We start from the raw sequence: 25,257 nt of genomic DNA on the forward strand, positions 1-25,257 counted from the left end.
CCTAATCTGCTTGGTAAATGGCATCAATAGCCACTTTTGCTGCTTCATAATTGCCTAGATAATCCTCCGCTAGATAAACTAAAGGAATAGTCGTTAAGTATCTCTCCCTCATCTGATCCAAATGCTGGGAAAAACTGTAGCGAATATGGTCTTCTGCCATGGTCATATCTCTAAATCCGTCATTGACATAGGAGCCAACAGGCTGCACAAAGAGAATCAAGTCCCATTTTTCCTTGGCCAAGATAGAGGCAAAGAGATTGTCAAAGGTTTCTCCTGATAAGTCCCCCTGATCCTCAGTCTCCATGTAATAGTCATAGTAACCCTTGGTTACCAAGGAGTTGGTATCGGCTATCACCAGGCCTCGATTGGCATTGCTATCGATTAACTTTGAGGTCTGGTCATACTGTCCCAACAGGAGATAGTAGTAATCCTTTGGAGTCAATTCATCGTCGCGGACATTGTTTTTGATCTGGTACTCACGCGCGTATTCCAGACTGACGGGCGCATCGTAATACCTTGCCAAATCCTTGGCTAGAGTGGTCTTCCCATTGCTGGCACTTCCCATAATCAACACTTTCTTGGTAAACTGACGACGGAAAGGCTGAGCAATATATTTCCAATATTTGCTTGGATTTTCTCGAATCATAGTCGCTGAGATACCAAACTTTCTTTCTTGCAAAATGGTCTCAAAGCCACGATTTGATAATTCTTGCTGGTAGTCACGTTCTCCCACAAAAAAGATCAGTTCTTGCTGGGCTTCATCGTAGGAAATCTCCGACAACATCTGATCCAACCACTCCTGCCAGCCCATAGGGTAACGAGGAAGCTTGGTCTCATCTAACTTGCAGACAGAGGTCAACTCGTCATCACGAAAAGCCTCTCGGATATAGCGAAATCGTTTTTGAAGACTTAAACTTACCTGCTCCCCTCGGTCTCCCTCATAGCCTGACACGACTACCCAGACCTGGTCACACTGACGCTTCGCTCGCTGGATTAGATCGATATGCCCCTGATGAAGAGGTGCAAAGGTCCCAAATACCACTGCTGTTTTCTTTTTCATAAACGTTTTACCTTTTTATAATTATTTATATTTTTATTTTCTATATTTTTATTATATATTATATTTTTGTTTTGTCAATAGTTTTTTATCGTTTTTTATAAAAAAGTAGCAAAAAAGAATCAGGACTACTCCTGATTCTCCATTTTTAAGCAATATCAAATTTTAATTGACCAGCTTTGACACCAATCTTGAGGGTCTTGCCTGCTACCAGTTCTCCCTTAAGAAGGAATTCTGCCAACTTGTCTTCCACTTCTGTTTGCAGGGTTCTGCGAAGTGGGCGAGCTCCCATTTCTGGATTGTAACCTTGGCTTGCCAGTAACTTCAACGCTGAAGCTTGCAGTTTCAAGTCGATACCCTTCTCTGCCAGGCTAGCAATCAATGGTTTCACCATAATCTTGACAATTTCCTGCATATGTTCGCTATCCAAGCTATGGAAGACTACCTTTTCATCAATACGGTTGATAAACTCTGGTCGATAAGTCTTTTTCAGCTCTTCAAAGATGCGTTTTTCCATATTTTCCTGGTCAAAACGAATGTCTTTGGCTCCAAAACCGACCGTCTTGTCATCACGAAGGGCTGTCGCACCAAGGTTTGACGTCATGATAATAATGGTATTTGAAAAATCAACCTTGCGCCCCTTGCTATCTGTCAAGACACCGTCGTCCAGAACCTGCAAGAGGACATTAAAGATGTCTGGGTGGGCCTTTTCTACCTCGTCAAAGAGGAGCACAGAGTAAGGTTTGTTGCGAACCTTCTCGGTCAACTCCCCACCTTCTTCATAGCCCACATAGCCTGGAGGAGCTCCATTGAGACGGCTAGCTGCGAATTTCTCCATATATTCACTCATATCAAAGCGGATAAGGGCTGATTCGTCATCAAAGAGAACTTCTGCCAGAGCCTTGGCCAATTCGGTCTTACCGACTCCTGTCGGCCCTAGGAACATAAAGGAACCAATCGGACGCTTGTGACTGCGAATACCTGACTGGTTGCGACGAATGGCACGGCTAATACTTGAAACAGCTTGATCTTGGCCGATGACACGTTTGTGTAGTTCCGCTTCCAAGTTCAGATATTTCTTAGCATCCGTTTGCGTCAGTTTTTGGACTGGGATACCTGACAAGCGACTCAAGGTAGTCAAAATATCGGATTCTGTCACCAAGTCTTTATAGACAGGGACTTCCTGCTCTTTTGCGATTAACTGGGCAGCTTGTTTCCACTTGCCATCCATCAAGGCCTTGTCAGCTGGACTCAAGTCAGATTCGTCTGCTTTCACATGCTTGGATTTGTTTTGCACTGTTGCTGCCGCTTCATCCAATAGATCGATGGCAGAGTCTGGTAAGTGACGACTGGTCAAGTAACGATGCGCCATCTTAACAGCTGTTTCAACGGCTTCATCTGTAATTTGCACACGGTGATGTTTCTCATAGGTCGCTTTCAAACCTTGCAAAATTATCATACTGTCAGCTAAACTTGGCTCTTCAATCGTCACTTTGGCAAAACGACGAGAAAGGGCAGCATCTTTTTCGATGTGTTTTTGATATTCTTCCTGAGTGGTGGCCCCAACTGTTCTCAAAGTTCCGCGAGCTAAGGCTGGTTTCAAGATATTGGCAGCATCCAGAGTCGAATCAATACCGCTTCCAGAACCCATAATGGTGTGGAGTTCATCGATAAAGAGGATCACTTTGCCATCTTCCTCGATATCCTTGATGATGTTGTTCATACGCTCTTCAAAGTCACCACGGAAACGTGTCCCTGCAACAACATTCATCAAGTCAAGCTCTAACACGCGCATCTTGGCCATTTCCGCAGGTACATCCCCACTAGCAATACGCTGAGCAAGACCAAGTGCTAGAGCTGTTTTCCCGACACCCGCATCTCCAACCAAGACCGGATTGTTCTTGGTCTTCCGACTCAAAATCTGAATCATACGTGAGATTTCCTTGTCACGACCGATAACTGGCTCTAACTTGCCAGAACGCGCTTGCTCCGTCAGGTCATGAGTATAATCCTCTAAACCGCCACTTTGAGCTTGAGGCATGCCCATCATATTGGCCATGGAATTTTGCTTGTCAGTTACTGTGCGATGACGTTGACGCAAAGCCTTGAGATCTTCTCTAGTCCAGCCAGCACGCTCTTCTAGATTACGACGAAGAGCGGCAATTCTGACCTGATCTTTCTGGTCTTCATAAGAGAAGCCTGCTCTCTCCAAGATGCGAGTTGCCAAAGCATTACCATCATGCAAAATCGCATAGAGGACATGCTCTGTCCCTAGCACCTTTGCATGGACCACTGAGGCCACATACTCTGCTTCTGCAAAGAGAACCTCTAAACGATGGGAAAAGGGTAATTCCGTAAAAGTTTCATCTTGGCTATAGTCGGTTTCAGTCAGTTCCAACGCAACCTCTTCTAAACGGTCCATTTCATAAGGATAATCATTTAGAGTCGCACCTGCCACACTGTAACTGTGATTGGACATGGCAATCAATAAATGCCAAGACTCTAGATAACGGGCTCCAAAATGGCTCGCAACCATGTAGGCACTCTCGATACATTCATTCAATGCTTTTGAATAGTTCATCTTACTTCTCTTTTCTATCTACCTCTTGTAATAGCTGTCGGAGCATATTGGCACGGACAACTGAAGATTCTTCTCCTAGGACACGATCTGTTGCTACAGAAGTCAGCAAGGTCATCTCTTGCTTGGTCATCAAGTCCTGATCCACCAAAAGCTGGAGAATATCCTCATAAATCTCCTGACTAACTCGCTCACCAATCGAGTAAAGCAAATCGCGGAGCATCTCATGATGACTGGAAAATTCAATCCGCCCTATGCGAATGTAGCCTCCGCCGCCACGCTTGCTCTCAACCAAGTAACCTCTGCTTTCAGTAAAACGTGTCTTGATGACGTAGTTGATCTGACTTGGTACAACCTGAAAGGTATCAGCTAACTGGCTCCGCTGCAATTCCACGATACCAGACTGGTCTAAAATCGCCTTGATATAGGCTTCGATATGATCTGATGTATTTTTAAATCTCATAGTAAATCAAACTCCTTCTTTGAACCTTGACTATCTTTGACTATACTATCATTTAACACTCTATAAGTCAAATTTTTAAGGCTCAACCATTGGAAATACTGACTTTTTTAAAAAATACTTTGGCATTAATTCGCCTTAGTTTTTCTTGAAAGTTCCTAAAAAAGTCCACAAAAAAGAGCCCTAAAAAGGGCGTAATATTGACGAGTTCCGCAGGCAAGAAACTAGCACCTTTGAAGGTGCTTTTTTATTCATCTAATCAATTATCAATAATAATGTTACAATAACTATAATATAAACAATAACTTTCTGAAAGGATTAACATGGATAAGATAGAAATGATTTCTTTTTCAATCCTACTTGATGAAGTTGCTGAAGTAAGGCAACTGCTTGAAAATATTGTAAGTTTGGATAAGACAGTTTATTCAGAACTATCAATAGGTATCCTTCCTTTTGTATCATCTCTCTGTGATGGAATACTAAAGTTTTTACCCAGAGATGTTCATAGTGATTTTCCAAATATTGGAGAACAGGAATTTCAAAAAATAATATCTAGTGTCCGAGTGAGTTATAAGCAATACTCTGATAAAAAATTTAGCAAGGCTAACAAACTGATACTTGAAATAGAGAGACGCTTTTATTCACAAATGGTAGAAAATTACAATTTATTTCAAAAACTCGTAATCAATATTTTTGGACAACATGATTTAGGGGTATATTACTTCAACGAAATTCCATACGCTAACACTAACCAATATCATATTTACCTAGAAAGTATTTTATCGAAAACTGATAAAAAGGATATTTCCTATTTTGATAAAAGAGCTACTGATTTATTTTTTGAATTTAGCAAAGCTTTAGGAACTTTAATTAATTCAGTAAATCAAAAAACTATTAAGAAGCCTACAATCCAGGATATTAAAATTGAAAACTTTGAACAACGTGATTTTTTCTTATTTGAATCTAAAAGAAGGAATTTTTTAACAGGAGTTCTGCCTACGGGCACTCAGTTATTCTTATTTAACATATTATGCCAGAATAATTTTGTAGTACATATTATGCCAAGTGTCTTAAAATCAAAAAATTACTTTTTTACACGCTCGCTAAGCCAATGCTATTTAGTTAGTATTACAGCCTTACGCTTGATTCTTAATAAGGAAAGCTCTTTATTTCCTGATTTCCAACGGGAGGAAGTTGTTGATATCCTTGATCGCAAAGAAAAAGTTTTTAACTTCCGACAAGATTTTAGAAATAATATATTTCATTATAAAATTTCAAATGTCCCATTACAAATATTTACCAATCCCCCGAAATTCTTTGAAGAACTGATTGAATTTCATTCCTCAAAAAATTTTAAAGAGTATCAAAAACTATTATTGGAAGAAATCTTAAAAATAAATGACATAATCAATTCATTTATCAATTGAAAATTAGGTCTTATTTCAGAAAAATATTTTCATCTCAATTCTATTTTAGAAAAACTAATACTTTTTTCTAAAAACAATAAGTTTTTACCCCCTTTTTCTCTGAACATCTCCGACTTGGAAAAAGTTCCCTTCACCGGTACCCTACTGGCCAAAAAGATTTTTTAAAAGGTGGGGGGAGTGTCAATATCCTTTCAATTCCACAAATCTTTTAGCGATTACCTTTCTACGGCTATTTATATAACGAGTAGTTTTATTTAGTTTCTCTGCCACGTCTTCCCAAGTCGCACCAGCTTCTAAATATCTCATTTTAAAAATGACTAGATCACTTTCAATTAAGTTTTCCATCAAGGTATCTACAACTAGTTTGAAGCCTTCTAAATATCTTAGTGTTTGGTCTTCTTCAATTCTAATGATGGTTGCTTCAGTAGAACTATATACTGTCTTGCCTTTCCCACCAGTATAATCTTCAGCGCTATGTTTCTTATTATGTATTAGTTCCTGTCTTCTCAAATAAATTTTATTAGCAAGCGTTCCATATCGTCCTAACTCAATATCTATCCCGTCCAGATCTCTGTTACTCAACTCGTACATAGGCAAGTACCTCCGCTTAAATTTAAAAATTTTTTTCTTTCAATTTTTCAAATTGTAAATTCTGTCAAACTGACAAAAAGCGCTAAAAGCCTTCCAACACTCCACTTACCAGGTATCATTGTTTTAAGTTTGACAACTCTTCAATATGACAAGTTCAAGGGAAATTTCTTTAATTTGTTCCCTCAGTTTCTCATATCTTACATTCTGTGAAACTCACTCCATTCTGTAAACCCCTGATATACCTTGCTTTCAAGCTATTACTTCTTTTCAGTTTATGCTTACTTTGTTATGTGAAACTTAGTAAAGCATAAAAGTAGGACTAGCGATATCTCTTCTGTTTCAGCCATATATCACTAGCCTTACTTAATTTGTTCCCTATTTTTCTAAATACTCTTTAATGTCCCGATATTCCTTAGAAAAATCCATCCACCCGCTAATATCAGGGTTTAAGAATGGTAGGACAGTAAGCGGACTTACTTCCGTTCGATATAGCGATAGAGAATGTTTCTGACTTATTTCCCTGACTACACCTGTATGGATTTCTTCTACATCCTTCTTTAGTTCTTGAATTTCATCATATGCGTCCAGAATTCGTCTAAGTTTCTTTCGGTATTGTTTATAGATCTTCTTAGCTTCCATCCGTTGCTTAGTTTCTTTAAAAATGTATTCAAAGATGACTGCTTTAGCTTCTGAAAAATCACTATTATATTTTTCCTGAAGAGAATTAATAGCTTTTTCCATCTTTTCAAGCTGTTCCAAAGACTCTAAGTTGTTAGATAAAAAATTATCTATATTCTCAAATGAAACTACTTGATTGCCTAAAAGACTCTTCCTTTTTTCGCTTAACTGTTCTCGTGCTGAATTAATCTTACTTTTTTTATTATCTAGATCATCCAGTGTTTCAAATACTTGATTAATATACATTTCTTTCTCCTAGTTCCATTGAATAAAGTAACCACAATCTTCTTCAACTTTTTTTACATCAAATCGGGTATGTAAAATCAACCGTTTCCCAAAATAGTCATTCGCATTCACCCAACTAAGTGTATCTTTCTTGCGATCAAACAAAGTAACAAAGTTTTCTAGATCTCCGATAAAGCCTTTTTGGTCACCTTTATTCCCTAATGTTGTATCATCTACAATTAAAAAGTTATCTACAAAGAATGTTTCACTTGTTCCTGCCTCTTTATCAACTTTAAGAAGATAATTTCCTGAAGTGTCTTTCATTTTTTCTAAGACACTAAATAGTGATTGACTAACAACCATAGATACATTGCGCTCTGGATTGATTAAAGAAACAATAGATTTCAAGTCGTCCATACTTGTAGCAGTCTGCACTTTCGCAGTTTGGAGAATTTTCCCAATCTCTCTATTTCGTGTTCTACGTTTTAATTTAATAATCTTCTTACCGAGAAAATCCGTTAAATTATATTGGCCATCATCTAATTGTTCCTGTGAAAAATCAAGTTTTCCACTGAATAATTTAACTAAGTAATCAACGCTGATAGTTTTCTTTTTATCTGCTTCTGTTCTCTCAACCGAATTTTCGCTAACTTCTTGTAATGAATCAGATTCAAAGTCAGTTACTTCATACTCCCCACCACGGGTACGAGTCTCAATAACATTTACTAGATCAACCAATTCTTTACGTTGATGTTCATCTTCATAACTATCAAGGATTGGTTTTTCAATGAGTACATGATTATTTTCTACGTTCATCCCTCTAGTGTTATAACCTGTACTTCGGATATAAGCTTCTAGATTTTCTTTTTGTTTAACTAAGTTAGTTGTCATTTTTTGCTCCTTCATCTTTTAATATCTGATTTTTGTTTATAATTTTTTCTAAAATTCTTTGCTCTTAGCTTTTCTTTTATGACTCTCCGAGCCTTTAGAATCATTTTTTCTAAATTTTGATTTGTTTTGTTTTTTAGCATATTTTTCTAGTATTTCTTGTTTCCGTTGTTCTAAGCTATCATCTTCTTTTTTACACTGAGAAAAGATTTTCTGTCTTTTATCTGGATCCATAGAAAACTTATTGGCTACTACATACCCTAAAGAAGTATCTCCTGACATCTTCCCTCACCCCCTTTCTATGCAAACAAAAAGGGACATACCAATAGCATTATATGCTTACGGTATGTCCCTGAGTTGTTCTCAATAGACTTATTTTTTAGTTTCTTTTTTGACTAGATGGGTAAACTTCCCATCTGAATAGAATAAAGTAACTTCTCCAAAACTTGGAACTTTTTCTACCTCTATTATACCACATTTTTCGTAGACAACAAAACCTTTTTCTGTTGCAAATCGCATTTTATCATCATTCATTGATATTCTCCCCTCACTGTGTTGATAGTGTATCTCTTATCTTTGATCGTAAAAGCCTTGAAAGTGTTCCCTTCTAAACCTTTCAAAATTCTACTTGAATTTCTAGCATTGTATACCGTCCGCAGTTCACTACTATCTAGGTTCGTGTTGAAAATCGTAGTTTCTCGATTATTGATAATATCAAACAAGAAATCCTGTTCCCAATCACTCTTAGGGGTTACCATCCCATTTTTTGCCCCCAGGTCATCAATGATTAGAAAATCAACATCAACAAGCTTTTTAACCGCCTCATACTCTGTTAAGTTTGCATTTCTTCCATAAGCCCAGCCTTCTTTTATCTGCTTGATAATCTCGGTTAAGCTGACAAATAAGACACTCTTAGGCTCGTTCTTCTCTCTGAAGCTCTCATTGATTTCTTTTGCCAGAGCAAGCGATAAATGACTTTTTCCGATTCCTGTGCTACCACTGATTAAAGTATTTCCCGTCATACCTGCAAGGTACTTCTGGGCTTGACCTTTTACAAACTCTAACATCTGACGCTCCTCTGTCGTCTTAACAAAGAAATTATCAAACGTTGCCCCCTTCAACTCGTTAGGAATCGTACTATCACGAATTAAGACATCATAAGTTTTAAAGTAAGCTTGCCTGTCCTCGAACTGCTGCAATAGGTCTTTCTCTTTCTGTTTAATCTCTCCCTTCACGCACTCCGGGCAAAATGCTTGTACTTTTCTTTCTGAACTCCCTAACACTGGTACAGAAATTTCCCAGTAATTTACCTGGTGAATATCGCAAACCTTGTCCGATATTTTTCTGTTATTAAATTCTTTAAATTGTTCCTTCATCTTTGTAACTCCTAAAATGGTAGATCTGGGAAGTTATCTTCAGACTTCCCTCTTATCGTTTTAGGCTTTTGATTCAAATAACCATCAAACTTAGATCCGAAAAGTCTTTCTGGTCTCAGATATTTAGAAAATTCAGGACTATCCTTCCATTCTGCCGTTTTTATATCTATCACCTGTTTAAAATCTTCAAGTGTATAGCCTTCTTTGAATCGTGCTAGTAAAAGCCTTTTTGTCTTATCAACAAACTTATACCTCTTATTAGCTACTTGATTCAGATAAACAATAGGAATCCAAAGTTCTTTATGTTTTGTTTTCTCTAAATCTTTTATAGCTGTTTCTTCAAGCCAAGTAGGAAAATTGTAGTCGGGATTTCCCGACAATATATTATCTAAATATAAATTACTACTCTTACTATTAACTCTATTCTCTTTCTCTATCTCTGTTGGACATGAGTTGGAAATAGTCTTTTTATTTTGGACATTATCCAATTTTGCTAAATCTTGACTATTTTTTCTTTGTTCTCGCTTGTATTTTGCCCAGTTTGTTTCACTCTCAACCATGGCTTTTGCTTGTGATAATGTAGCATGTCCATCATCGTCTATCTGAATCAGTCCGCATTTTGTAAAATATGCAACCGTCATATTGATATCATCTTCAGAAACATCTAGTTTTAAAGCTAATTCCTGTACCAAACTATCAAAATAGCCTTCATAGTACAAAATACAATCATCTTCTAAACTTTCCAACATAAGACGGATATAAATCACTGTCATAGTGTAGCCACCAGTCATATTTTTCAGTCGTTTAATAAAAAGATTATCAAAAAACTTCTTATCAACTTTTAACCAAAAATATATTTTAGTCTTTGCCATCATCTACCCCCAAAAACTTTAAAACGTCTGAGACTTTATAATACGCTTTTCTAGTATCTTCAATAGGCGGTATATACTGTGGCAGTCCCGCACCTTCCCATTTTGTTAAGGTTTTATCTCCTATGCCCAGTTCTTCCTTTAGTTCCACCTTGCTAATCAAATCTAATCTTTTTTGAGGTGCTTTCTCATGGCTTTTTAAATATCGTTCCACTGCTTCCAAAATCTTAGACTTTAAATCTTCAATCATTTTTTCAAACATCTTAGTACCCCCATGGCTTAACCCCTGCAAGCTGAATATATCGCCCATAATCAGGGCTTAAATCCTCGCTAGTCGTTTCTATCGTCTGTGTACTCTCTCGCTCGATTTGGGCGCTTTTTTTGCGGTCTCGGCGGTTTAGATAAAGTAGTAGGGCAAGCAGTAGCAAAGTAAAGACAATAGACTGCGTATTGCTTAATTCTAGTTCATTCATGCTATGCCCTCTCTTTGTAATTCTTGATATAATTTACTTGATAGCTTCGCTCCATCTTCAGAAAGTCGTACACCTCTTCTGGAGTTACTTTATCATCTAAAAAGTCAATGATAAACTGAAAGAGGTTCGGATTTCTATCCTTGATTTCAGTAATTCGGTTGTCAAATTCTGATTGTGTCATGTTATCTAGATCTAGAGTCATATTTTTCTCCATTAGCCTTTCCTTGTCCTTTTTCTTGCCTGTTTTCTATATGGTATGCTTCACCACTCCAAACGCTGGGCGATTGCCCCAAGTTGGCGAACGCTTGTAGCGGTGTTTCGTGAGTAATTACCCATCTTTTAGCTAAACAAGGTCTTAGAATCACCCTGTCAGCACTTGATTTTCAAAACCTTTTCTAATTGCTTGCCTGCTCTTCGGTTTTTCTTTAGGTATTTGATAGAATAGATATTTTTTGCTATAATCAAAGCATAGAAAAAATTTCTATACTCTGAATTGTGTCGCTTGCTCTCCTCGTCTAAAATTTGAGCAAGTGATTTTTTTATTTTCTTTTTGCATGATTACTACCTGACTTTGGTTTATAAAGCAAGTCTTTACTTTCGATAAGATCTAGAATCCAGCTGAATCCCTGCTCTACTGTTTCAAGAAATGCGCCCAGGTCTTCACTGTCCAAGTTCTCGTAGTTCATACAAAGATATTCGGCTAGTTGTCTGTCTTTCTCAACTAGCTTTTTAAAATCCTTGGAATACTTAGGAATTTCTAACCCTTTGGCATTTGTAACTGTCTTAAAATCATTTTCCATTTTCTATACTCCTATACTTTAAAAATTAATTCCTTAATTTCTGAATACCCCCTATTCAAATTAATCATAGCTATTGCCATATCTTCCAAACGTTGGTAGTTTGTCAGTTCTGCACTTGTCAAGCCATTAATGCCGTTCTTACTTTCCCGCTCCTTCATGAGTTGCACTTTATTCTTCCCTGTCACTCCCTTTAGTAGTAAGTTTGTCAGGGTACTATAGGCATGCTTGGGTGCTTTCTCCCATGTTTGAATAGCTTCAGTTAAACTTTTACGCTTTGGCTTTTCCAGTTCTCTTTGAAGATAGCGTTTAGAAAGTTCATCACGCATTTCAAAAAAGGCTTTGACTAGGTTCTTCTTAAACTCTTTTACGGGTTCTGTATTTCGTAAGTAAGTGATCAGCAATGTTGCTTGTTGCTCATTCAAAATATAATCCCGTACATTTTGCCCACTCTCTGAAGGTGAAATTTTAAATTGCACCTTTCCGAAGCTTTCAAAGTCCTCTCGGTGCTTATTCAGCAAAATCTTCAAATGTCTGTGCTTAATTTCAGCGCATTCTGCAACGATACTGCTCAGTGTATACGGCTCTTTCTTGCCGTCCATATAAACCAATTCCATTGTTTCGCTCCTTTCTTCTTGTTGCTCGTGCTTGCCACCTAAAACAGTACCAAAGTAAATCATTGAGGTAGGGAAAATTTAGGAGAGAATAAACCCCTACAAACCCTTGATACTGCCATAGGTAGCAAGCATCTTAATCTAGCGAATCGTTAGCTAGTCTGATAAATCAATTTCCAGTGGTAAAGCACCATACAAGAAATCTGTAAACATAAACCAAAATAGTGATTGGTTGACTCCTTTCTAATAGTCTTCTGCAAGCCACTGCATGGCTTTTTGGTAAATGCTCGGCTTTACTTCGCCACCGTTTCGGATTTTTCTGTAGGTGACTTGTGTAACTCCGATTTCCTCGCCTGCTTGCTTTGCAGTCAATTTCTTGTCTGCCTGCTTTCGGCGAATCGCTTTTGCTTGTGTTGAGGTAATAAGCAATGAAGTTCCTCCTTTCTTTTTCGCCACATTGTGGCGTTTTCATATAAACAATGCACCACTTAATGATACTTTGTCAAGTGTTTTTATTATTTTTTAAAAAAAATTGCCAAATTGTGGCGCATAATGGTATAATTGCTACGAGGTAATAATAAAATGAATAGACTAAAGGAATTAAGAAAAGACAAAAAACTAACTCAAGTAGAATTTTCTAAAGAAATCAAAATACCATATAGAACCATACAACGTTGGGAAAACGGTAAAAGCCAAATCAAACCAGAAAAAGCTCAATTAATAGCCGATTACTTTAATGTAAGTGTTGCCTATCTACTCGGATATAGTGATGACCCAGAAACTCCATTTAAAGAATATAGTCCTACTCCTCGTGAATTTGCTTCTTGGAGAGAGTTCGATTATATGCAACTTTCTAAAACTGACTTAGATTTTGATGTATATCAAACATTAAGAAAAGAAGTAGATCCCCTTCTGCTAGAATTAATTCTTAATTATTCTTTTTCTGAAGAAGAAGAGAGAGAGTTGTTAAGAGAAATTGCAAAAAAATTTGCAAAAAACGATGCTGTTTCTTTTTTAAAACTTGATAATAAAAAATAAAATATTTAAATCAAAGGAGTAACCCCCATGGGATTTTTTGATACTGTAAAACAAGAAGGTAGTTTTTCTACCGCTTCTGGAGTAAATGGACTACACTACGTTGTCCTTCAGGTAACTTTAAAAGAAAAGTTTTTCGGCACTGGATCAGGAAACCTTACAGAATTAGAAGATGTTATCAATAAACAAGCTTCAAAAGGTTATCGCCTGCACACAATCACAACCGCCAATGGTGGAAGCAAAGGACTAGGCGGTGGCGACCGTATCCAAGCCACAATGGTTTTTGAGAAGATTATCTAAAACCTTTCCTGATTTCTAAGCTTTTCTCTGTCTAAATAATTAGAATAGTCACCTAACATTTAATAATGAGTTCTCTTCATTTGCTGAAATATAGCCAAATTACTTTAGTGAATTACAAGAAGAATACAATGACTATACCCTTAAAGTGACAAGTCGGAACAAAGATAAAAATTAAAAATATACTTTACTTGCTAAAATAGTAATTCCAAAATTTATTTTGTACAACAAGAAAAACATAAGTATTTATAAAGAAAGATAAAATGAATTATTCAAACTTAGATGATGCACAAGTGCAAGAAATTATAAATAGATTAAAACATCCTAAAAATCAGCTAACTTTTGATCAGATTTACAACACCATTTCCGCAATGTTTGGTAAAATAGAAGTGGACGAGACTATAATTGACGATGATGATATCCAATATATTCTTCATATCTTTCGAGGTAGATTAAACAATGAACGTTTCAGCATACATCTTCGACTAAAAGATTTTCACGACCACATAGTTAGAGTTGACATTCATCCATCGAACAGACACATTAATCCTGATGGAAAAGTTATTATTGGTAGTCATATACATATCTATTCCAATAAACACGACAAGAGAGATTCCATTGCAATACCTTTGAAAGATTCTAACTTCCCTAATGTAAATCAGATAATAGATGTATTTACGGAATTTATATCATACACAAATATAAGAAAGGAGAAAGATAATGAATAAGTCCAACACATTGAAAAAAGTATACTTCGACTGGCTTATGAAAGAGTATCGCTTCGCTGACCTTGACAATCATACTGTTGAAATCAGTACTCCTTTTTTAGATAACGATTTTGACCATATCATTCTATATGCTGAATTCTTGAACAATGGTCGAGTTACCTTAACAGATGACGGCTGGACTATCAACAACCTAAAAAGTCACGGCGTAAATTTAAACGGCCGAACCTTACATAAAAACAATATTCTAAACACAATTGTGAGTAGTCTAGGCACTGAGTTAAATAATAATGAACTTTGTATAACTACTAGCTTGGAAAAATTTCCTCTAGCTAAACAACGTCTTCTTCAAACAATCATGCAAGTAAATGATATGATTGTATTAAAAGATAAAAATGTAAAGAATATTTTCCATGATGAAGTCGAGGAAATTTTAAGAAAAAGAGAAGTATTTTTTACAAGCAGAACTTCGTTTTCTGGTAGAGAAGGAATTACAGTTCAATTTGATTTTACAATCCCTACACGAAAAAATGAAAAATTGATTAGAACTATTTCAAATGGTAATGATCTTAACAGAGCAAAATTACTTGCAATGGATACTAGAATTCTCCAAAATCATAAACATAATGCAGAATATGTTGCACTTATTGATGACACAAGTCATAAGTTTGAAAAAATGGTAGAAACAAAGGCAATCTTTGAAGAAAATACCAAAGCAAAAATTTTACTGTTGCCTCATACTAAATTTTTAGAAGAAGAAGACATATTGACAAACTTCGCTTAAATAGTTTTAAATTCTAAAGTTACTCCAGTCTTCTTACTTTAAATATCAATTTAAAGTTGACAAATGGCTTCAAATGGATTAAGCTTAATTTAATCTTATGAATGGTTGCAGTAGCGACCTACCAAAAGGAGCCTCTAACGAAGCTCCTTTTGTGCTTTGTCTCGAGATGTAATCAATGAGCCTTTTTACAAATATTAAAAATTGATAAATACTTTGATTAGGAATTTTCACTAATTAAGTTTAACGCCTCTACAAGCTCTATATAGCCTTGTTTCCTACTCTGGTATATAATATTCTTCTGACTGCTTAAAATCGAAAATAGGGGCATTCTCATAGCTCCTCGCATGGTATAAACTCAAAACCTTTTCTAATTGCTTGCCTGCTGATGGAAAAGGAGTTAAAACCATGAAAATCACACAACACACGAAAAAAGACGGATCAGCAGTCTACCGCTCTAGTATCTATCTTGGCATTGATTCTGTAACTGGTAAGAAGGTCAAGACTACCATATCAGCACGAACAAAAAAAGAACTCAGAAATAAGGCCACTCAGGCCAAGGTAGAATTTGAGAAAAACGGCTCTACACGGAAGCAACGCTCACATATAACAACCTATAGCGAACTTGTGGACTTGTTTTGGCAAACCTACCAGCATACCATAAAGACTAATACGCAGATAAAGATAAAAGGCTGCTTAAATAATTACCTCTTGCCCTCATTTGGTACTTACAAACTAGATAAACTTACCCCTGTTATTATCCAAACTCAGGTAAATAAGTGGGCAGATGAGTACAATCAGGACGGAACGGGATATAAAGAATACAATCACCTTCATGCCTTAAATAAACGTATTCTACAGTATGGAGTTTCTATTCAAGCATTAGACAATAACCCTGCTCGTGATGTTGTCATTCCTAGAAAGATAACAAGAGATAAGAAAGAAATTAAATACTTTCAAGATCAGGAACTTAAAAACTTCCTCTCCTATCTCGATAGCCTAGAAAATACCTTTATCAATTTTTATGATACCGTGCTTTATAAGACACTCCTAGCTACTGGACTGCGTATCCGTGAATGTCTGGCCTTGGAATGGTCTGATATTGACCTGCAGAACGGAACAATCGATATTAACAAAACACTCAACATTTTAAACCAGGTAAACACTCCTAAGACAAAATCAAGCTATAGAGTTCTAGATATCGATCATAAAACAGTGCTCATGCTTCGTCTCTACCGAGCAAGACAAGCAGAAAACGGTAGAAACATTGGCTTAACCTATGAGAAAGTATTCTCTGATAGCTTTGATAACTATGTCAATACTCGAAAGGTTGATTATCGCCTACATAAGCACTTAAAAAACGCTAACTGTACTGATTTAGGCTTTCATGCTTTCCGACACACTCACGCTAGTATCTTGCTTAATGCCGGACTACCATACAAGGAAATATAGACACGGCTTGGTCATGCAAAAATATCTGTAACTATGGACACTTACAGCCATTTATCAAAAGAGAACCAAAAAAGAGCAGTCTCATTCTTTGAAACTGCCCTAGAAAAAATAAAAAGTTCTTAAAAAAATCCACAAAATTAAAACAGCGATACATAAAACCTTTATGTATCAACGATTATAGAATGATTTCGGTATAATTGACTATTATACCGAAATTTTTGATTTTTTAAAAGAAAAAGGACGCTGATAAAGAATAATCTTCACCAACTCCCTATTTTTCTACTTATCTAAGCCCAATTCCACCAAGATTTGACGTTTATAGGCAATCTTTTGGACTTCCTTGTCTTCGCTCTGGGACCAATCTAGTTTGACTTCAGAAACGATCTGTCCCGGCCGATTTTTTAAGATATAGATGCGGTCACTGAGATTGAGGGCTTCCTCAATACTATGTGTGATGATCAAGGTTGTCAGTTGCAACTGCTTATGAATCTCCAGATACCAAGCGTGTAGTTCCATCTTTGTCATCTCATCCAAGGCGCTAAAGGCTTCGTCTAAAAGAAAGAGTTTGTGTCCGAAAAGGTAGGTCCGAAGCAAGGCCACACGCTGACGCATCCCACCACTGAGCTCATGAGGATACTTATCCCGTACGGCTGTCAGCTGGAAGGTCGCAAGGATATCATCCGCTCGGGCAATAGCTTCTGCCTTGTCAACCTTTTGAATCAAGAGGGGCAGGATGATATTACCAAGCACCGTCTTGTGCTCCAAGAGGAGATCCTTTTGCAACATATAACTCACGCGCCCCTTGGGATTCTCCTCTCCATCAAGGACAATTCTTCCCGACTGGACTTCTAAAATTCCTGCAATCAGGTTAAAGAGGGTAGTCTTGCCTACACCACTGGGACCTAGGATAGAGACTACTTCACCTGAAGTCACCTGCAGGTTAATGTCCTCTAAAATCCTATCATCGTCGTAGGCATAGCTTACATGTTCTAGTCTAATTTCTGTCATTATTTTACAAATTCGTTGGTGAAGCCTTTGTCTGTCAAGTCTTCTTTGAGGATACCATTTTCTTTATCCCACTTGTAGAAGGCATTCCAGCGTTCTGCGTCAAATTGTCCCCACTTCTCCTTGTCGCTTGCGTATTCTTTCGACAAGTATTTTTGCGATTCGATGACAAAATCACGTTTTTCCTTGAGTTCGGGAGCATTCTTGATGAGGATATCTGCAGCTTCTTCTGGGTGTTCCATAGCGTATTGGTAGCCTTTTTTGATAGCTTGGATGACTTTACGTGCTTCTTCTTTGTTATCTTTGAGGTAGTCGTTGTTAGCAATGATAACTGGTGAGTAGTAGTCAAATTCCTTGACGTAGTCTTTCAAATACATGAAGTTAGCATCTACACCTTGAGATTTAGCAAGGATACCGTCCCAACCGTAGTAGATCCAAGCAGTGTCAAAGACGCCATTGGCAATTGGTGTGATGGAGTTTGAGTCGTTGTTTGGTACTTTTTCGACCTTCTCAAAGTCCCCACCTTGAGATTCTACCAAGGTTTTCAACATAGCCAACTCTGTTGGGTCATTCCAAGTTCCGTATTTCTTCCCAACCAAGTCTTTTGGACTGGTGACATTGTCAGATTTACGAGAGATGATTCCTGATGTATTGTGCTCTACGATAGCGGCAACGGCAGTAATCCCTGCCCCTTTTTCCAATTTCTTAGCCATGTAGTCTTGGAAATAGATAGCAAATGGCGCCTTGCCATTGATTACCAAGTCAGATGAGCTTTCTTCTGGTGGCAATTTCAAGTCAACATCCACTCCAGCTTCCTTGAAATAGCCTTTCTCCTTGGCTACATAAAGTCCCGTGTGGTTGGTATTTGGCGTCCAGTCTAGGATAAAATCAATCTTTTTGAGTTCCGCTTCCTTACTGTCTTTAGAAGCAGTTCCTTGGCCACAAGCTACAAGCACAACAGCTACAAGAGCTGTTACAATCGTTAAAAACACTTTCCATGTTTTCTTCATTTTCATTTCCTCTTTTCTTTTTCAAAAACGCTCTATTTAAGTACGTTTCCATTTAATCACATATTTTTCACTAATATCGACCAGCTTCATCCCCAGAAGACTGATGAGTGACACCAGAATAATAATGGCAAACATGGTATCATACTGAAACAGTTTTTTAGACTGAATCATGTAGACACCAAGACCCTCAAAGCCTCCCAACCACTCAGATACTACTGTTGTGATAAAGGCATAGGAGACACTGACCCTCAGACCTGCATAAAAGTAGGGCAGGCTGACTGGGATTTTAAAATGCCAAAGGATTTGCCAAGGCTTGGCCCGCATCAGACTAAACAAGGTCAGCATATCCTTGTCACAATGTCTAAAACCGTCCAAAATACTGACAATGATCGGGAAGGTTGTCGTCAGGATAATCAAGACAATCTTGGGCAAAATCCCATAGCCCAGCCACAAGACCAAGATAGGCGCTATAGCAATGGTTGGAATGGTCTGAACAACCACCATCATAGGATAAATCAGATCATTGAGCCAAGCCAGGCTATCCATGAGCACAGCCATGAAACAGGCAATCAGGACACCCAGAACAAGACCTAGTAAAGCCACCCTCAAGGTCGCCCAGCTATGGTGCCAGAGAAATTCTCTGTCACGAACAAAGGACTGGAGAATCTCAAGAGGAGTTGGCAGGATAAACTTGGGTAAAAGTTTGAATATTCCCGCTAACTGCCAGACCGACAAGACTCCGAGAAATCCCAAAAGACTAATCTGTCGTCTTATCATACTTTTCAAGTTTCTCATCGATGCTTAAAATCTCTCCTATATTTATTTTGACATTGGCAAAGACATTATCTGCCTCCTGCCCAGCCACTTCAAGCGCTTCTTTGAGAATGCGCATGAGCTCATCAAACTCCCCTTCCAAAACCGTTTCAAAGGGTGTCACCACCATGGTCACGGATTGAGTTTGCAGATAAGCAATCACTCGATCGATAATAGCAATTCGATCAATCCCCTGTGATAGGGGCAAGACTTGCAAGGCAATGCTTGCTTTCATAAAAACCTCCTCTTCCCAGGCTTCCTTTTGACAAAAAGAAAAACCTTCACCATATATACGGAAAAGGTGCAGAATTCGACTAAGTATCCTTCCCTACGCTGGCATTACCCAGATCAGGTGCGGTCGAAGTTTAACACTTCCTCTCAGACTGTACACAGACTCCCGTATCTTATATGGACATATGATAACGCAAAATAAGTAGGATGTCAAGGAAACTGCTTACAGAAAACCATGAAAAAGAGTTTGAAGGCAAATGCTTCAAACTCTATCATATCTTTCTTATTTAGCCTCGTACCAGGTTGCTCCTTCATTCTCATCAGCGATGAGGGGAACACTGAGCTGGATGGCTTCTTCCATGGTTTGTTTCACTAGAGCTTTAACGGCTGCTAGTTCTGATTTCGGAACCTCAAGGACGATTTCATCGTGCACTTGCAAGAGCATCTTGGTCTGATAACCACCTTCAACTAGAGCTTTGTCTAGCTGAATCATAGCAATTTTGAGAATATCCGCCGCCGATCCCTGGATAGGGGAGTTAATGGCTGTCCGCTCCGCAAAACCACGAATGTTAAAGTTGCGCGAATTGATATCTGGTAGCTCTCGACGGCGCTTAAAGAGGGTCTCTACATAGCCCTTATCACGCGCCTCACGCACCACTTCTTCCATATAGTTTTTGATTCCAGGAAAACGCTCAAAATAGGTATCAATATAGGCTTTGGCCTTCTTACGGCTAATACCAAGATTGTTTGCCAAGCCAAAGTCTGAAATCCCGTAAACCACTCCAAAGTTAACAGCCTTGGCATTGCGACGGTCGTTTGGAGTCACATCCTCAGGGCATTCAATTCCAAAGACACGCATAGCTGTTGAGGTATGGATATCCGCCCCCTCTTGGAAGGCCTTGATTAAGTGCTCATCTTTAGAGATGTGTGCCAAGACGCGCAACTCAATCTGTGAATAGTCCGAGCTGAGAAGGACACTATCCTCCCACTCAGGCACAAAAGCCTTACGAATGAGGCGACCTTGTTCCAAACGAACAGGGATATTTTGCAAGTTTGGATCCACACTAGACAAACGCCCTGTCTGAGTCAAATCCTGCACATAGCGCGTGTGGATCTTGCCATCAGCTAAAATCCAGTCCTGCAAACCAATCACATAGGTAGACTGAATCTTAGCAATCTGACGGTAGTCTAGAATTTTCTTAACAATTGGCGCAATAGGAGCCAGACGCTCTAGCACATCCACGGCTGTCGAGTAACCTGTCTTGGTTTTCTTCGTGTATTCTAGAGGAAGACCAAGCTTTTCAAAGAGCAGTACTCCCAACTGCTTAGGAGAGTTGATATTAAACTCCTCACCAGCCAGTTCGTAAATCTCTTGAGTGAGTTGCTCAATGACGACCTCATTTTCAGCTTGCATCTCAAGCAGGGTTTCTTTTTTGACCTTGATCCCAGCAATTTCCATCTTGGCAAGGACAAAAGCCAGAGGTTGCTCCATGTCATAGAGGAGATCTAACTGCCCATGTTCACTGAGTTTTTCAAGTAAAACAGGCTCAGTCTCAACCAATACAGCAACCTTGCGAGCCAAGTGCTCCAAGAATTTCTCTCTCTCAGGGATAGCTTTCTTAACACCCTTACCGTAGAACGTCTCATCATCGACCATGTAAGTCTGACCATAAAGACTTGCAATAGTTGAAATTTCATTATTCTCGACAGTAGACAGGAGGTATTTAGCCAAGCGACTATCAAAAGCAGGGGCCTGCAAATCCAAACCAAAACGATTTAAGAGGACTTTAGCTTTCTTAAAGTCATACACTTTCAGAGGTGTTTTTTCCAGAAATTCCTTGAAAATCGGTTCCTGCAAGAGCTCAAGTTTATCTGTAGCATAGAGCTTGTCTCCACAAGACCAGGCAAAACCAACCAAATCATCTGTATGGTAGTTCTCCCCAAAGAGTTCAAAGTGGAAGATAGAGTCGACACTCAGCATATCTTCCTTCACTTGCTCAACAATAGTGAAATCTAAATTTTCAGGCGCATCCGTTGACGAAATATTTAAAGCTTGCTTGAGTTGTTTGAAGCCCATTTCATCGTAGAATTTTCCGAGATTTTCCACATCTGGTCCACTATAAACCAAATCATCTAGTCCAATCTCAATCGGTGCCTGAGTATCAATGGTTGCTAGCGTTTTCGATAAAAAGGCTTGTTCCTTGTCATTAATGAGATTTTCCTTCATCTTAGAAGCCTTCATCCCATCGATATTTTCATAAATACCCTCAAGCGAACCATGCTCCAGCAAGAGCTTTATACCCGTCTTTTCACCGATTTTCGTGACACCAGGAATATTATCAGACTTATCCCCCATAAGGGCCTTAAGATCAATAAATTGAGCTGGTGTGAGGCCCATCTTTTCCATAAGGTAATCTGGTGTAAAGGCCTCAAACTCAGCCACACCTTTCTTGGAAATCTCAACCACCGTATGCTCATCCGTCAACTGGATCAAATCCTTATCTCCGCTAACGATTGTCACATCAAAAGAATCCTTCTCAGCCAAGCGACCTAGGGTCCCGATGATATCATCGGCTTCATACTGGGCTAACTCATAATGGCGAATCCCAAGATGGTCTAACAACTCACGAATGAAGGGAAATTGCTCACGAAACTCATCTGGAGTTTTAGCACGGCCACCCTTGTAGTCTGCATACATCTCTGTTCGGAAAGTCGTCTTGCCTGCATCAAAGGCTACCAAAACATGACTGGGCTCAACCCGCTCTAAGACATGATTCAACATGAGTTGAAAGCCATAGATTGCATTGGTATGAAGACCATTAGCATTTTTAAAACGATCCAACTGCTGATAGAGCGCAAAAAAAGCTCGAAAAGCAACAGAAGATCCATCAATTAATAATAATTTTTTCTTGTCCATACACCCATTATAAAGGAAAGAGGGGAAAAATACCATCGGAAAGAATAGGCAAATGGTAGTGAAGTCCTCTTTTTTATATTCTTTCTAGATTCTAGCTCCATTACTATCTACTCGATAGCCATCCACAGTGGTATTCACTGCTAAAGCCCCTGAAGCATTGGCGTAGTAGGACTTTCCTCCTACTTGGAACCACTGACTAGACTTCATAGCCCCTGAACTTTCCAAATAATACCATGTTCCATTTTCCTCGAGCCAACCTGTCTGCATCTCTCCTGATGCCTTTAGATAGTACCAATGCGAGCCATCCTTCACCCAACCTGTTGACATGGTTCCATTTTCTTTGAAGTGATACCAACTGCCATTTATTTTCTTCCAACCAGTTGCGAGTTTCCCATTCTCACGGTAATTCCAAATACCGTTTTGCTTCTTCCAACCATTCTCCACTGATCCTATTTCCGTATACTGGACATATCTTCTCGTTCCACTATAGGATAGGTAACTAAGCCACTTATAACCTTCCTTTTCTACGATTTGATCGTAGCTAACATTTTCACCAGGATAGTAGTAGTCGATAACTTGCGCTGTACTTGACGGCTGGTTTCTAATGGCAGACTTTTGAGTAAACGTATGAGTCCCACTAGATGCTAACCCTGACCTAATAGAATTTCCAGTTCTACCACCACTCCCTACCAAGTCCTTAAAATGGATAAAGCCTGTCATAGAACTAGCTTTTACGCTGCGACGATTGTATTTCTCCCTAACACCATAGTTATACTCTTCAATCTCAATCGTATCCCCTGACACATTTGATACCCAAGCCACGTGCCCATAATAACCTTCTGTCGACCATGCAATAGCTCCAACTTCTGGCTTAGTATCCACACGGTAGCCTTCTCGCCTTGCACGATGTCCCCACTCATTTGCATTTCCGTAAGCAGGAGGAATCTCAAAGCCATTTACACTACTCAAACGAAAGGCCGCAAAAGACGTACACTGGCGAGAATACATCCGCCACTGATCAATTTCTACACTACCATTTTTATAGTGAAGCGGGTAGTCATCTCCACGCGCTACACTATCAGCTTTAACCGATTCACCACCAAACAAAAAAGCACTCGTAACCAACACTGTAGCCAATCCTACACCCAACTGCGTATATCTACTCTTCTTAACTCCTGATTTTAAAAACGTCATTCATTCTCCTTATATAATATAAATTTCCGAGGTTCCCCTCGTTTATACTATTCGGGAAAAAAAGAAAAAAGTGAGCAAAGCCCACTTCATTTTAGGATTCTTGGTCTAGATAGCGAATCAAATTCTTCTCTGTCAAGATATCTGAGTAGGTGAAAGATTCAACGTAAACATTAGCTTGTTTATCTCCCTCAACATCCCCAAATTCAACGATAAATAGGGACGGATAAACCTCAATTAGCTTACCCAATCTGTTTTTTTGGCGCTTACGGCCATTTTCCAAAGTCATTTCAACGACTTGTCCCTCATGCGCCTTGATTTCTTCTTTGATTTTTTTCATCTTGGCCACATCTGTAAATGCATCTGACATCTTATGCCTCCCTCTTTGAGATACTTGAAAATTTATTGTATTCTTTTTGGAAAATCAATTCCACCGTTCCGCGAGCTCCACTACGGTTTTTCTCGATGATAACCTCTACCTTGTTATTTGGAATTCCTTCCTCTTCTTCACCCGCACGATCATAGTAGTCGTCACGGTATAGAAAGGCTACGATATCTGCATCCTGCTCGATAGAACCCGATTCACGAATATCAGACAAGACTGGTCTCTTATCCTGACGCTGTTCCACTCCACGAGATAACTGACTAAGAGCAATGACTGGAACTTTCAATTCCTTGGCTAGAATTTTTAGCTGACGAGAAATTTCAGAAACTTCTTGTTGACGGTTCTCACGACCAGTCCCTGTAATAAGCTGTAGGTAGTCGATCAAAATCAATCCTAGATTACCCGTTTCTTGAGCTAGTTTGCGTGAACGCGAACGAATTTCCGTGATTCGAATCCCCGGCGTATCATCGATATAGATACTCGCGTTAGCTAGGTTCCCTTGAGCAATGGTATACTTTTGCCACTCCTCGTCAGTCAATTGACCTGTACGGATAGAATGGGACTCCACCAAACCTTCAGCAGCCAACATACGGTCTACTAGACTTTCCGCACCCATTTCCAGCGAAAAGATAGCAACCGTCTTGTCCAACTTAGTCCCGATGTTCTGAGCAATGTTCAAAGCAAAGGCCGTCTTACCAACCGCTGGTCGCGCCGCTAGGATAATTAACTCCTCCTCATGAAGACCTGTCGTCATATGGTCCAAATCACGGTAGCCCGTTGCAATACCAGTGATATCCGTTGTTTGTTGTGACCGAACTTCTAGGTTCCCAAAGTTGATATTTAGAATATCTCGGATGTTCTTGAACCCACTACGATTGGCGTTTTCGCTAACATCAATGAGCCCCTTTTCAGCCTGAGCAATGATTTCATCTGCAGGCTTAGAAGCCTCATAGGCTTGGTTGACAGACTCTGTCAATTTGGAAATCAAGCGACGTAGCATAGCCTTTTCAGCTACAATTTTAGCATAATACTCCGCATTAGCTGAAGTTGGTACAGAGTTGACGATTTCAACAAGATAGGACAAGCCACCAATATTTTGGAGATCCCCTTGGCTATCCAAAATCGTCCGAACTGTCGTCGCATCAATTGCTTCCCCACGATCCGACAAGTCTACCATCGCTTGGAAAATCAACCGATGAGCATACTTAAAGAAGTCTCGAGAATCAATGTATTCTCGGACAAAAACGAGCTTGCTCTCATCTATAAAAATAGCCCCCAGAACAGATTGTTCGGCCAAAATATCCTGAGGTTGAACTCGCAGTTCCTCTACTTCTGCCATCCGACTTTCCTTCCTTTTACAATCTTGTCAAGAAGTTGTAAAC

The 25,257-nt window shown here is 38.8% G+C and carries 29 protein-coding genes and 1 pseudogene; 6 read left to right on the plus strand and 24 right to left on the minus strand.

Going from position 1 to position 25,257, the window contains the following annotated elements:
- Window position 1: 1 nt before the first annotated feature.
- The 3 genes from D8802_RS05860 to D8802_RS05870 all read right to left on the minus strand — a co-directional run bounded on the left by D8802_RS05860 (window position 2) and on the right by D8802_RS05870 (window position 4,098).
- The gene (locus tag D8802_RS05860; protein WP_125395145.1) at window positions 2-1,060 is read right to left on the minus strand and encodes an AAA family ATPase; all 1,059 of its coding nucleotides are present in this window, start codon (window positions 1,058-1,060) and stop codon (window positions 2-4) included.
- Between the two features lie 145 nt (window positions 1,061-1,205).
- Complete coding sequence (locus D8802_RS05865; protein ID WP_125395146.1) at window positions 1,206-3,638, minus strand: ATP-dependent Clp protease ATP-binding subunit; 2,433 nt, start codon at window positions 3,636-3,638, stop codon at window positions 1,206-1,208.
- 1 nt (window position 3,639) lies between these two features.
- Window positions 3,640-4,098, minus strand: a complete 459-nt coding sequence (locus tag D8802_RS05870) for a CtsR family transcriptional regulator (RefSeq protein WP_125395147.1) — start codon at window positions 4,096-4,098, stop codon at window positions 3,640-3,642.
- 320 nt (window positions 4,099-4,418) lie between these two features.
- Between D8802_RS05870 and D8802_RS05875 the strand changes: the two genes are divergently transcribed.
- Complete coding sequence (locus tag D8802_RS05875) at window positions 4,419-5,522, plus strand: hypothetical protein (protein ID WP_061419244.1); 1,104 nt, start codon at window positions 4,419-4,421, stop codon at window positions 5,520-5,522.
- Window positions 5,523-5,702: 180 nt separating this feature from the next.
- Here the strand turns inward: D8802_RS05875 and D8802_RS05880 are convergent, their stop codons facing one another.
- From D8802_RS05880 to D8802_RS05940, 13 genes are all read right to left on the minus strand, one after another.
- Window positions 5,703-6,113, minus strand: a complete 411-nt coding sequence (locus tag D8802_RS05880; RefSeq protein ID WP_125395148.1) for a DUF722 domain-containing protein — start codon at window positions 6,111-6,113, stop codon at window positions 5,703-5,705.
- A gap of 375 nt (window positions 6,114-6,488) precedes the next feature.
- Window positions 6,489-7,037, minus strand: a complete 549-nt coding sequence (locus D8802_RS05885) for a hypothetical protein (RefSeq protein ID WP_125395149.1) — start codon at window positions 7,035-7,037, stop codon at window positions 6,489-6,491.
- Between the two features lie 9 nt (window positions 7,038-7,046).
- The gene (locus D8802_RS05890; RefSeq protein WP_125395150.1) at window positions 7,047-7,907 is read right to left on the minus strand and encodes a phage major capsid protein; all 861 of its coding nucleotides are present in this window, start codon (window positions 7,905-7,907) and stop codon (window positions 7,047-7,049) included.
- 48 nt (window positions 7,908-7,955) lie between these two features.
- Complete coding sequence (locus D8802_RS05895; RefSeq protein WP_125395151.1) at window positions 7,956-8,186, minus strand: hypothetical protein; 231 nt, start codon at window positions 8,184-8,186, stop codon at window positions 7,956-7,958.
- A gap of 90 nt (window positions 8,187-8,276) precedes the next feature.
- Complete coding sequence (locus D8802_RS10145) at window positions 8,277-8,438, minus strand: hypothetical protein (protein ID WP_185758207.1); 162 nt, start codon at window positions 8,436-8,438, stop codon at window positions 8,277-8,279.
- Window positions 8,435-9,280 carry an ATP-binding protein gene (locus tag D8802_RS05900; protein WP_125395152.1) on the minus strand — a complete coding sequence of 282 codons (846 nt, stop codon included), beginning with the start codon at window positions 9,278-9,280 and terminating at the stop codon, window positions 8,435-8,437. Before D8802_RS05900 ends, D8802_RS10145 begins: the two co-directional genes overlap by 4 nt.
- An 11-nt stretch (window positions 9,281-9,291) precedes the next feature.
- The gene (locus D8802_RS05905; RefSeq protein ID WP_125395153.1) at window positions 9,292-10,152 is read right to left on the minus strand and encodes a conserved phage C-terminal domain-containing protein; all 861 of its coding nucleotides are present in this window, start codon (window positions 10,150-10,152) and stop codon (window positions 9,292-9,294) included.
- A complete protein-coding gene (locus tag D8802_RS05910; RefSeq protein ID WP_049509653.1) occupies window positions 10,139-10,411 on the minus strand; it encodes a hypothetical protein in 273 nt (90 codons plus the stop codon). The genes D8802_RS05905 and D8802_RS05910 overlap by 14 nt, the downstream gene beginning before the upstream one ends.
- Window position 10,412: 1 nt before the next feature.
- Window positions 10,413-10,622: a hypothetical protein gene (locus D8802_RS10325; protein ID WP_125395154.1), complete on the minus strand. Its 210-nt coding sequence runs from the start codon at window positions 10,620-10,622 to the stop codon at window positions 10,413-10,415.
- A 1-nt stretch (window position 10,623) separates the two neighbouring features.
- Complete coding sequence (locus tag D8802_RS05920) at window positions 10,624-10,824, minus strand: hypothetical protein (protein ID WP_125395155.1); 201 nt, start codon at window positions 10,822-10,824, stop codon at window positions 10,624-10,626.
- Between the two features lie 337 nt (window positions 10,825-11,161).
- Window positions 11,162-11,422 carry a hypothetical protein gene (locus D8802_RS05930; protein WP_042900400.1) on the minus strand — a complete coding sequence of 87 codons (261 nt, stop codon included), beginning with the start codon at window positions 11,420-11,422 and terminating at the stop codon, window positions 11,162-11,164.
- Between the two features lie 11 nt (window positions 11,423-11,433).
- Entirely contained in the window at window positions 11,434-12,036 is a 603-nt protein-coding gene (locus tag D8802_RS05935; protein WP_125395201.1) for a Rha family transcriptional regulator, read from the minus strand.
- A 240-nt stretch (window positions 12,037-12,276) separates the two neighbouring features.
- Window positions 12,277-12,462 carry a helix-turn-helix domain-containing protein gene (locus D8802_RS05940; RefSeq protein ID WP_125395156.1) on the minus strand — a complete coding sequence of 62 codons (186 nt, stop codon included), beginning with the start codon at window positions 12,460-12,462 and terminating at the stop codon, window positions 12,277-12,279.
- Window positions 12,463-12,615: 153 nt separating this feature from the next.
- Between D8802_RS05940 and D8802_RS05945 the strand changes: the two genes are divergently transcribed.
- The 5 genes and pseudogenes from D8802_RS05945 to D8802_RS05970 all read left to right on the plus strand — a co-directional run bounded on the left by D8802_RS05945 (window position 12,616) and on the right by D8802_RS05970 (window position 16,446).
- Window positions 12,616-13,071, plus strand: a complete 456-nt coding sequence (locus D8802_RS05945) for a helix-turn-helix domain-containing protein (protein WP_075231125.1) — start codon at window positions 12,616-12,618, stop codon at window positions 13,069-13,071.
- 27 nt (window positions 13,072-13,098) lie between these two features.
- Window positions 13,099-13,368 carry a DUF4177 domain-containing protein gene (locus tag D8802_RS05950; protein ID WP_004261908.1) on the plus strand — a complete coding sequence of 90 codons (270 nt, stop codon included), beginning with the start codon at window positions 13,099-13,101 and terminating at the stop codon, window positions 13,366-13,368.
- 260 nt (window positions 13,369-13,628) lie between these two features.
- Window positions 13,629-14,093, plus strand: a complete 465-nt coding sequence (locus D8802_RS05955; protein WP_049510243.1) for a DUF6978 family protein — start codon at window positions 13,629-13,631, stop codon at window positions 14,091-14,093.
- Window positions 14,086-14,874, plus strand: a complete 789-nt coding sequence (locus D8802_RS05960) for a DUF1828 domain-containing protein (protein WP_125395157.1) — start codon at window positions 14,086-14,088, stop codon at window positions 14,872-14,874. The genes D8802_RS05955 and D8802_RS05960 overlap by 8 nt, the downstream gene beginning before the upstream one ends.
- Window positions 14,875-15,279: 405 nt before the next feature.
- Window positions 15,280-16,446 (plus strand): annotated as a pseudogene (locus D8802_RS05970) (tyrosine-type recombinase/integrase).
- Window positions 16,447-16,602: 156 nt separating this feature from the next.
- Here D8802_RS05970 and D8802_RS05975 read toward each other — a convergent pair.
- The 8 genes from D8802_RS05975 to dnaB form a co-directional block, all read right to left on the minus strand.
- Window positions 16,603-17,331 carry an ABC transporter ATP-binding protein gene (locus D8802_RS05975; RefSeq protein ID WP_125395158.1) on the minus strand — a complete coding sequence of 243 codons (729 nt, stop codon included), beginning with the start codon at window positions 17,329-17,331 and terminating at the stop codon, window positions 16,603-16,605.
- Window positions 17,331-18,338 carry an ABC transporter substrate-binding protein gene (locus D8802_RS05980; RefSeq protein WP_125395159.1) on the minus strand — a complete coding sequence of 336 codons (1,008 nt, stop codon included), beginning with the start codon at window positions 18,336-18,338 and terminating at the stop codon, window positions 17,331-17,333. Before D8802_RS05980 ends, D8802_RS05975 begins: the two co-directional genes overlap by 1 nt.
- A gap of 36 nt (window positions 18,339-18,374) precedes the next feature.
- Window positions 18,375-19,133 (minus strand): ABC transporter permease, encoded by a 759-nt coding sequence (locus tag D8802_RS05985; protein ID WP_125395160.1) that lies wholly within the window; start codon window positions 19,131-19,133, stop codon window positions 18,375-18,377.
- The gene (locus D8802_RS05990) at window positions 19,096-19,386 is read right to left on the minus strand and encodes a thiamine-binding protein (protein ID WP_125395161.1); all 291 of its coding nucleotides are present in this window, start codon (window positions 19,384-19,386) and stop codon (window positions 19,096-19,098) included. The genes D8802_RS05985 and D8802_RS05990 overlap by 38 nt, the downstream gene beginning before the upstream one ends.
- Before the next feature lie 279 nt (window positions 19,387-19,665).
- Complete coding sequence (polA, locus tag D8802_RS05995) at window positions 19,666-22,299, minus strand: DNA polymerase I (protein WP_125395162.1); 2,634 nt, start codon at window positions 22,297-22,299, stop codon at window positions 19,666-19,668.
- Between the two features lie 84 nt (window positions 22,300-22,383).
- Window positions 22,384-23,493, minus strand: coding sequence for an SH3 domain-containing protein (locus tag D8802_RS06000; RefSeq protein WP_125395163.1), 1,110 nt, complete (start codon window positions 23,491-23,493; stop codon window positions 22,384-22,386).
- A 91-nt stretch (window positions 23,494-23,584) separates the two neighbouring features.
- Window positions 23,585-23,860: a Veg family protein gene (locus D8802_RS06005; protein WP_001278166.1), complete on the minus strand. Its 276-nt coding sequence runs from the start codon at window positions 23,858-23,860 to the stop codon at window positions 23,585-23,587.
- A 1-nt stretch (window position 23,861) separates the two neighbouring features.
- On the minus strand, window positions 23,862-25,214 hold the full coding sequence (gene dnaB / locus D8802_RS06010; protein ID WP_000852476.1) for a replicative DNA helicase: 1,353 nt from the start codon (window positions 25,212-25,214) through the stop codon (window positions 23,862-23,864).
- Window positions 25,215-25,257 lie beyond the last annotated feature (43 nt).

The sequence above is a fragment of the Streptococcus oralis genome (genome assembly GCF_003943395.1).
GTDB lineage: Bacteria > Bacillota > Bacilli > Lactobacillales > Streptococcaceae > Streptococcus > Streptococcus oralis_BF.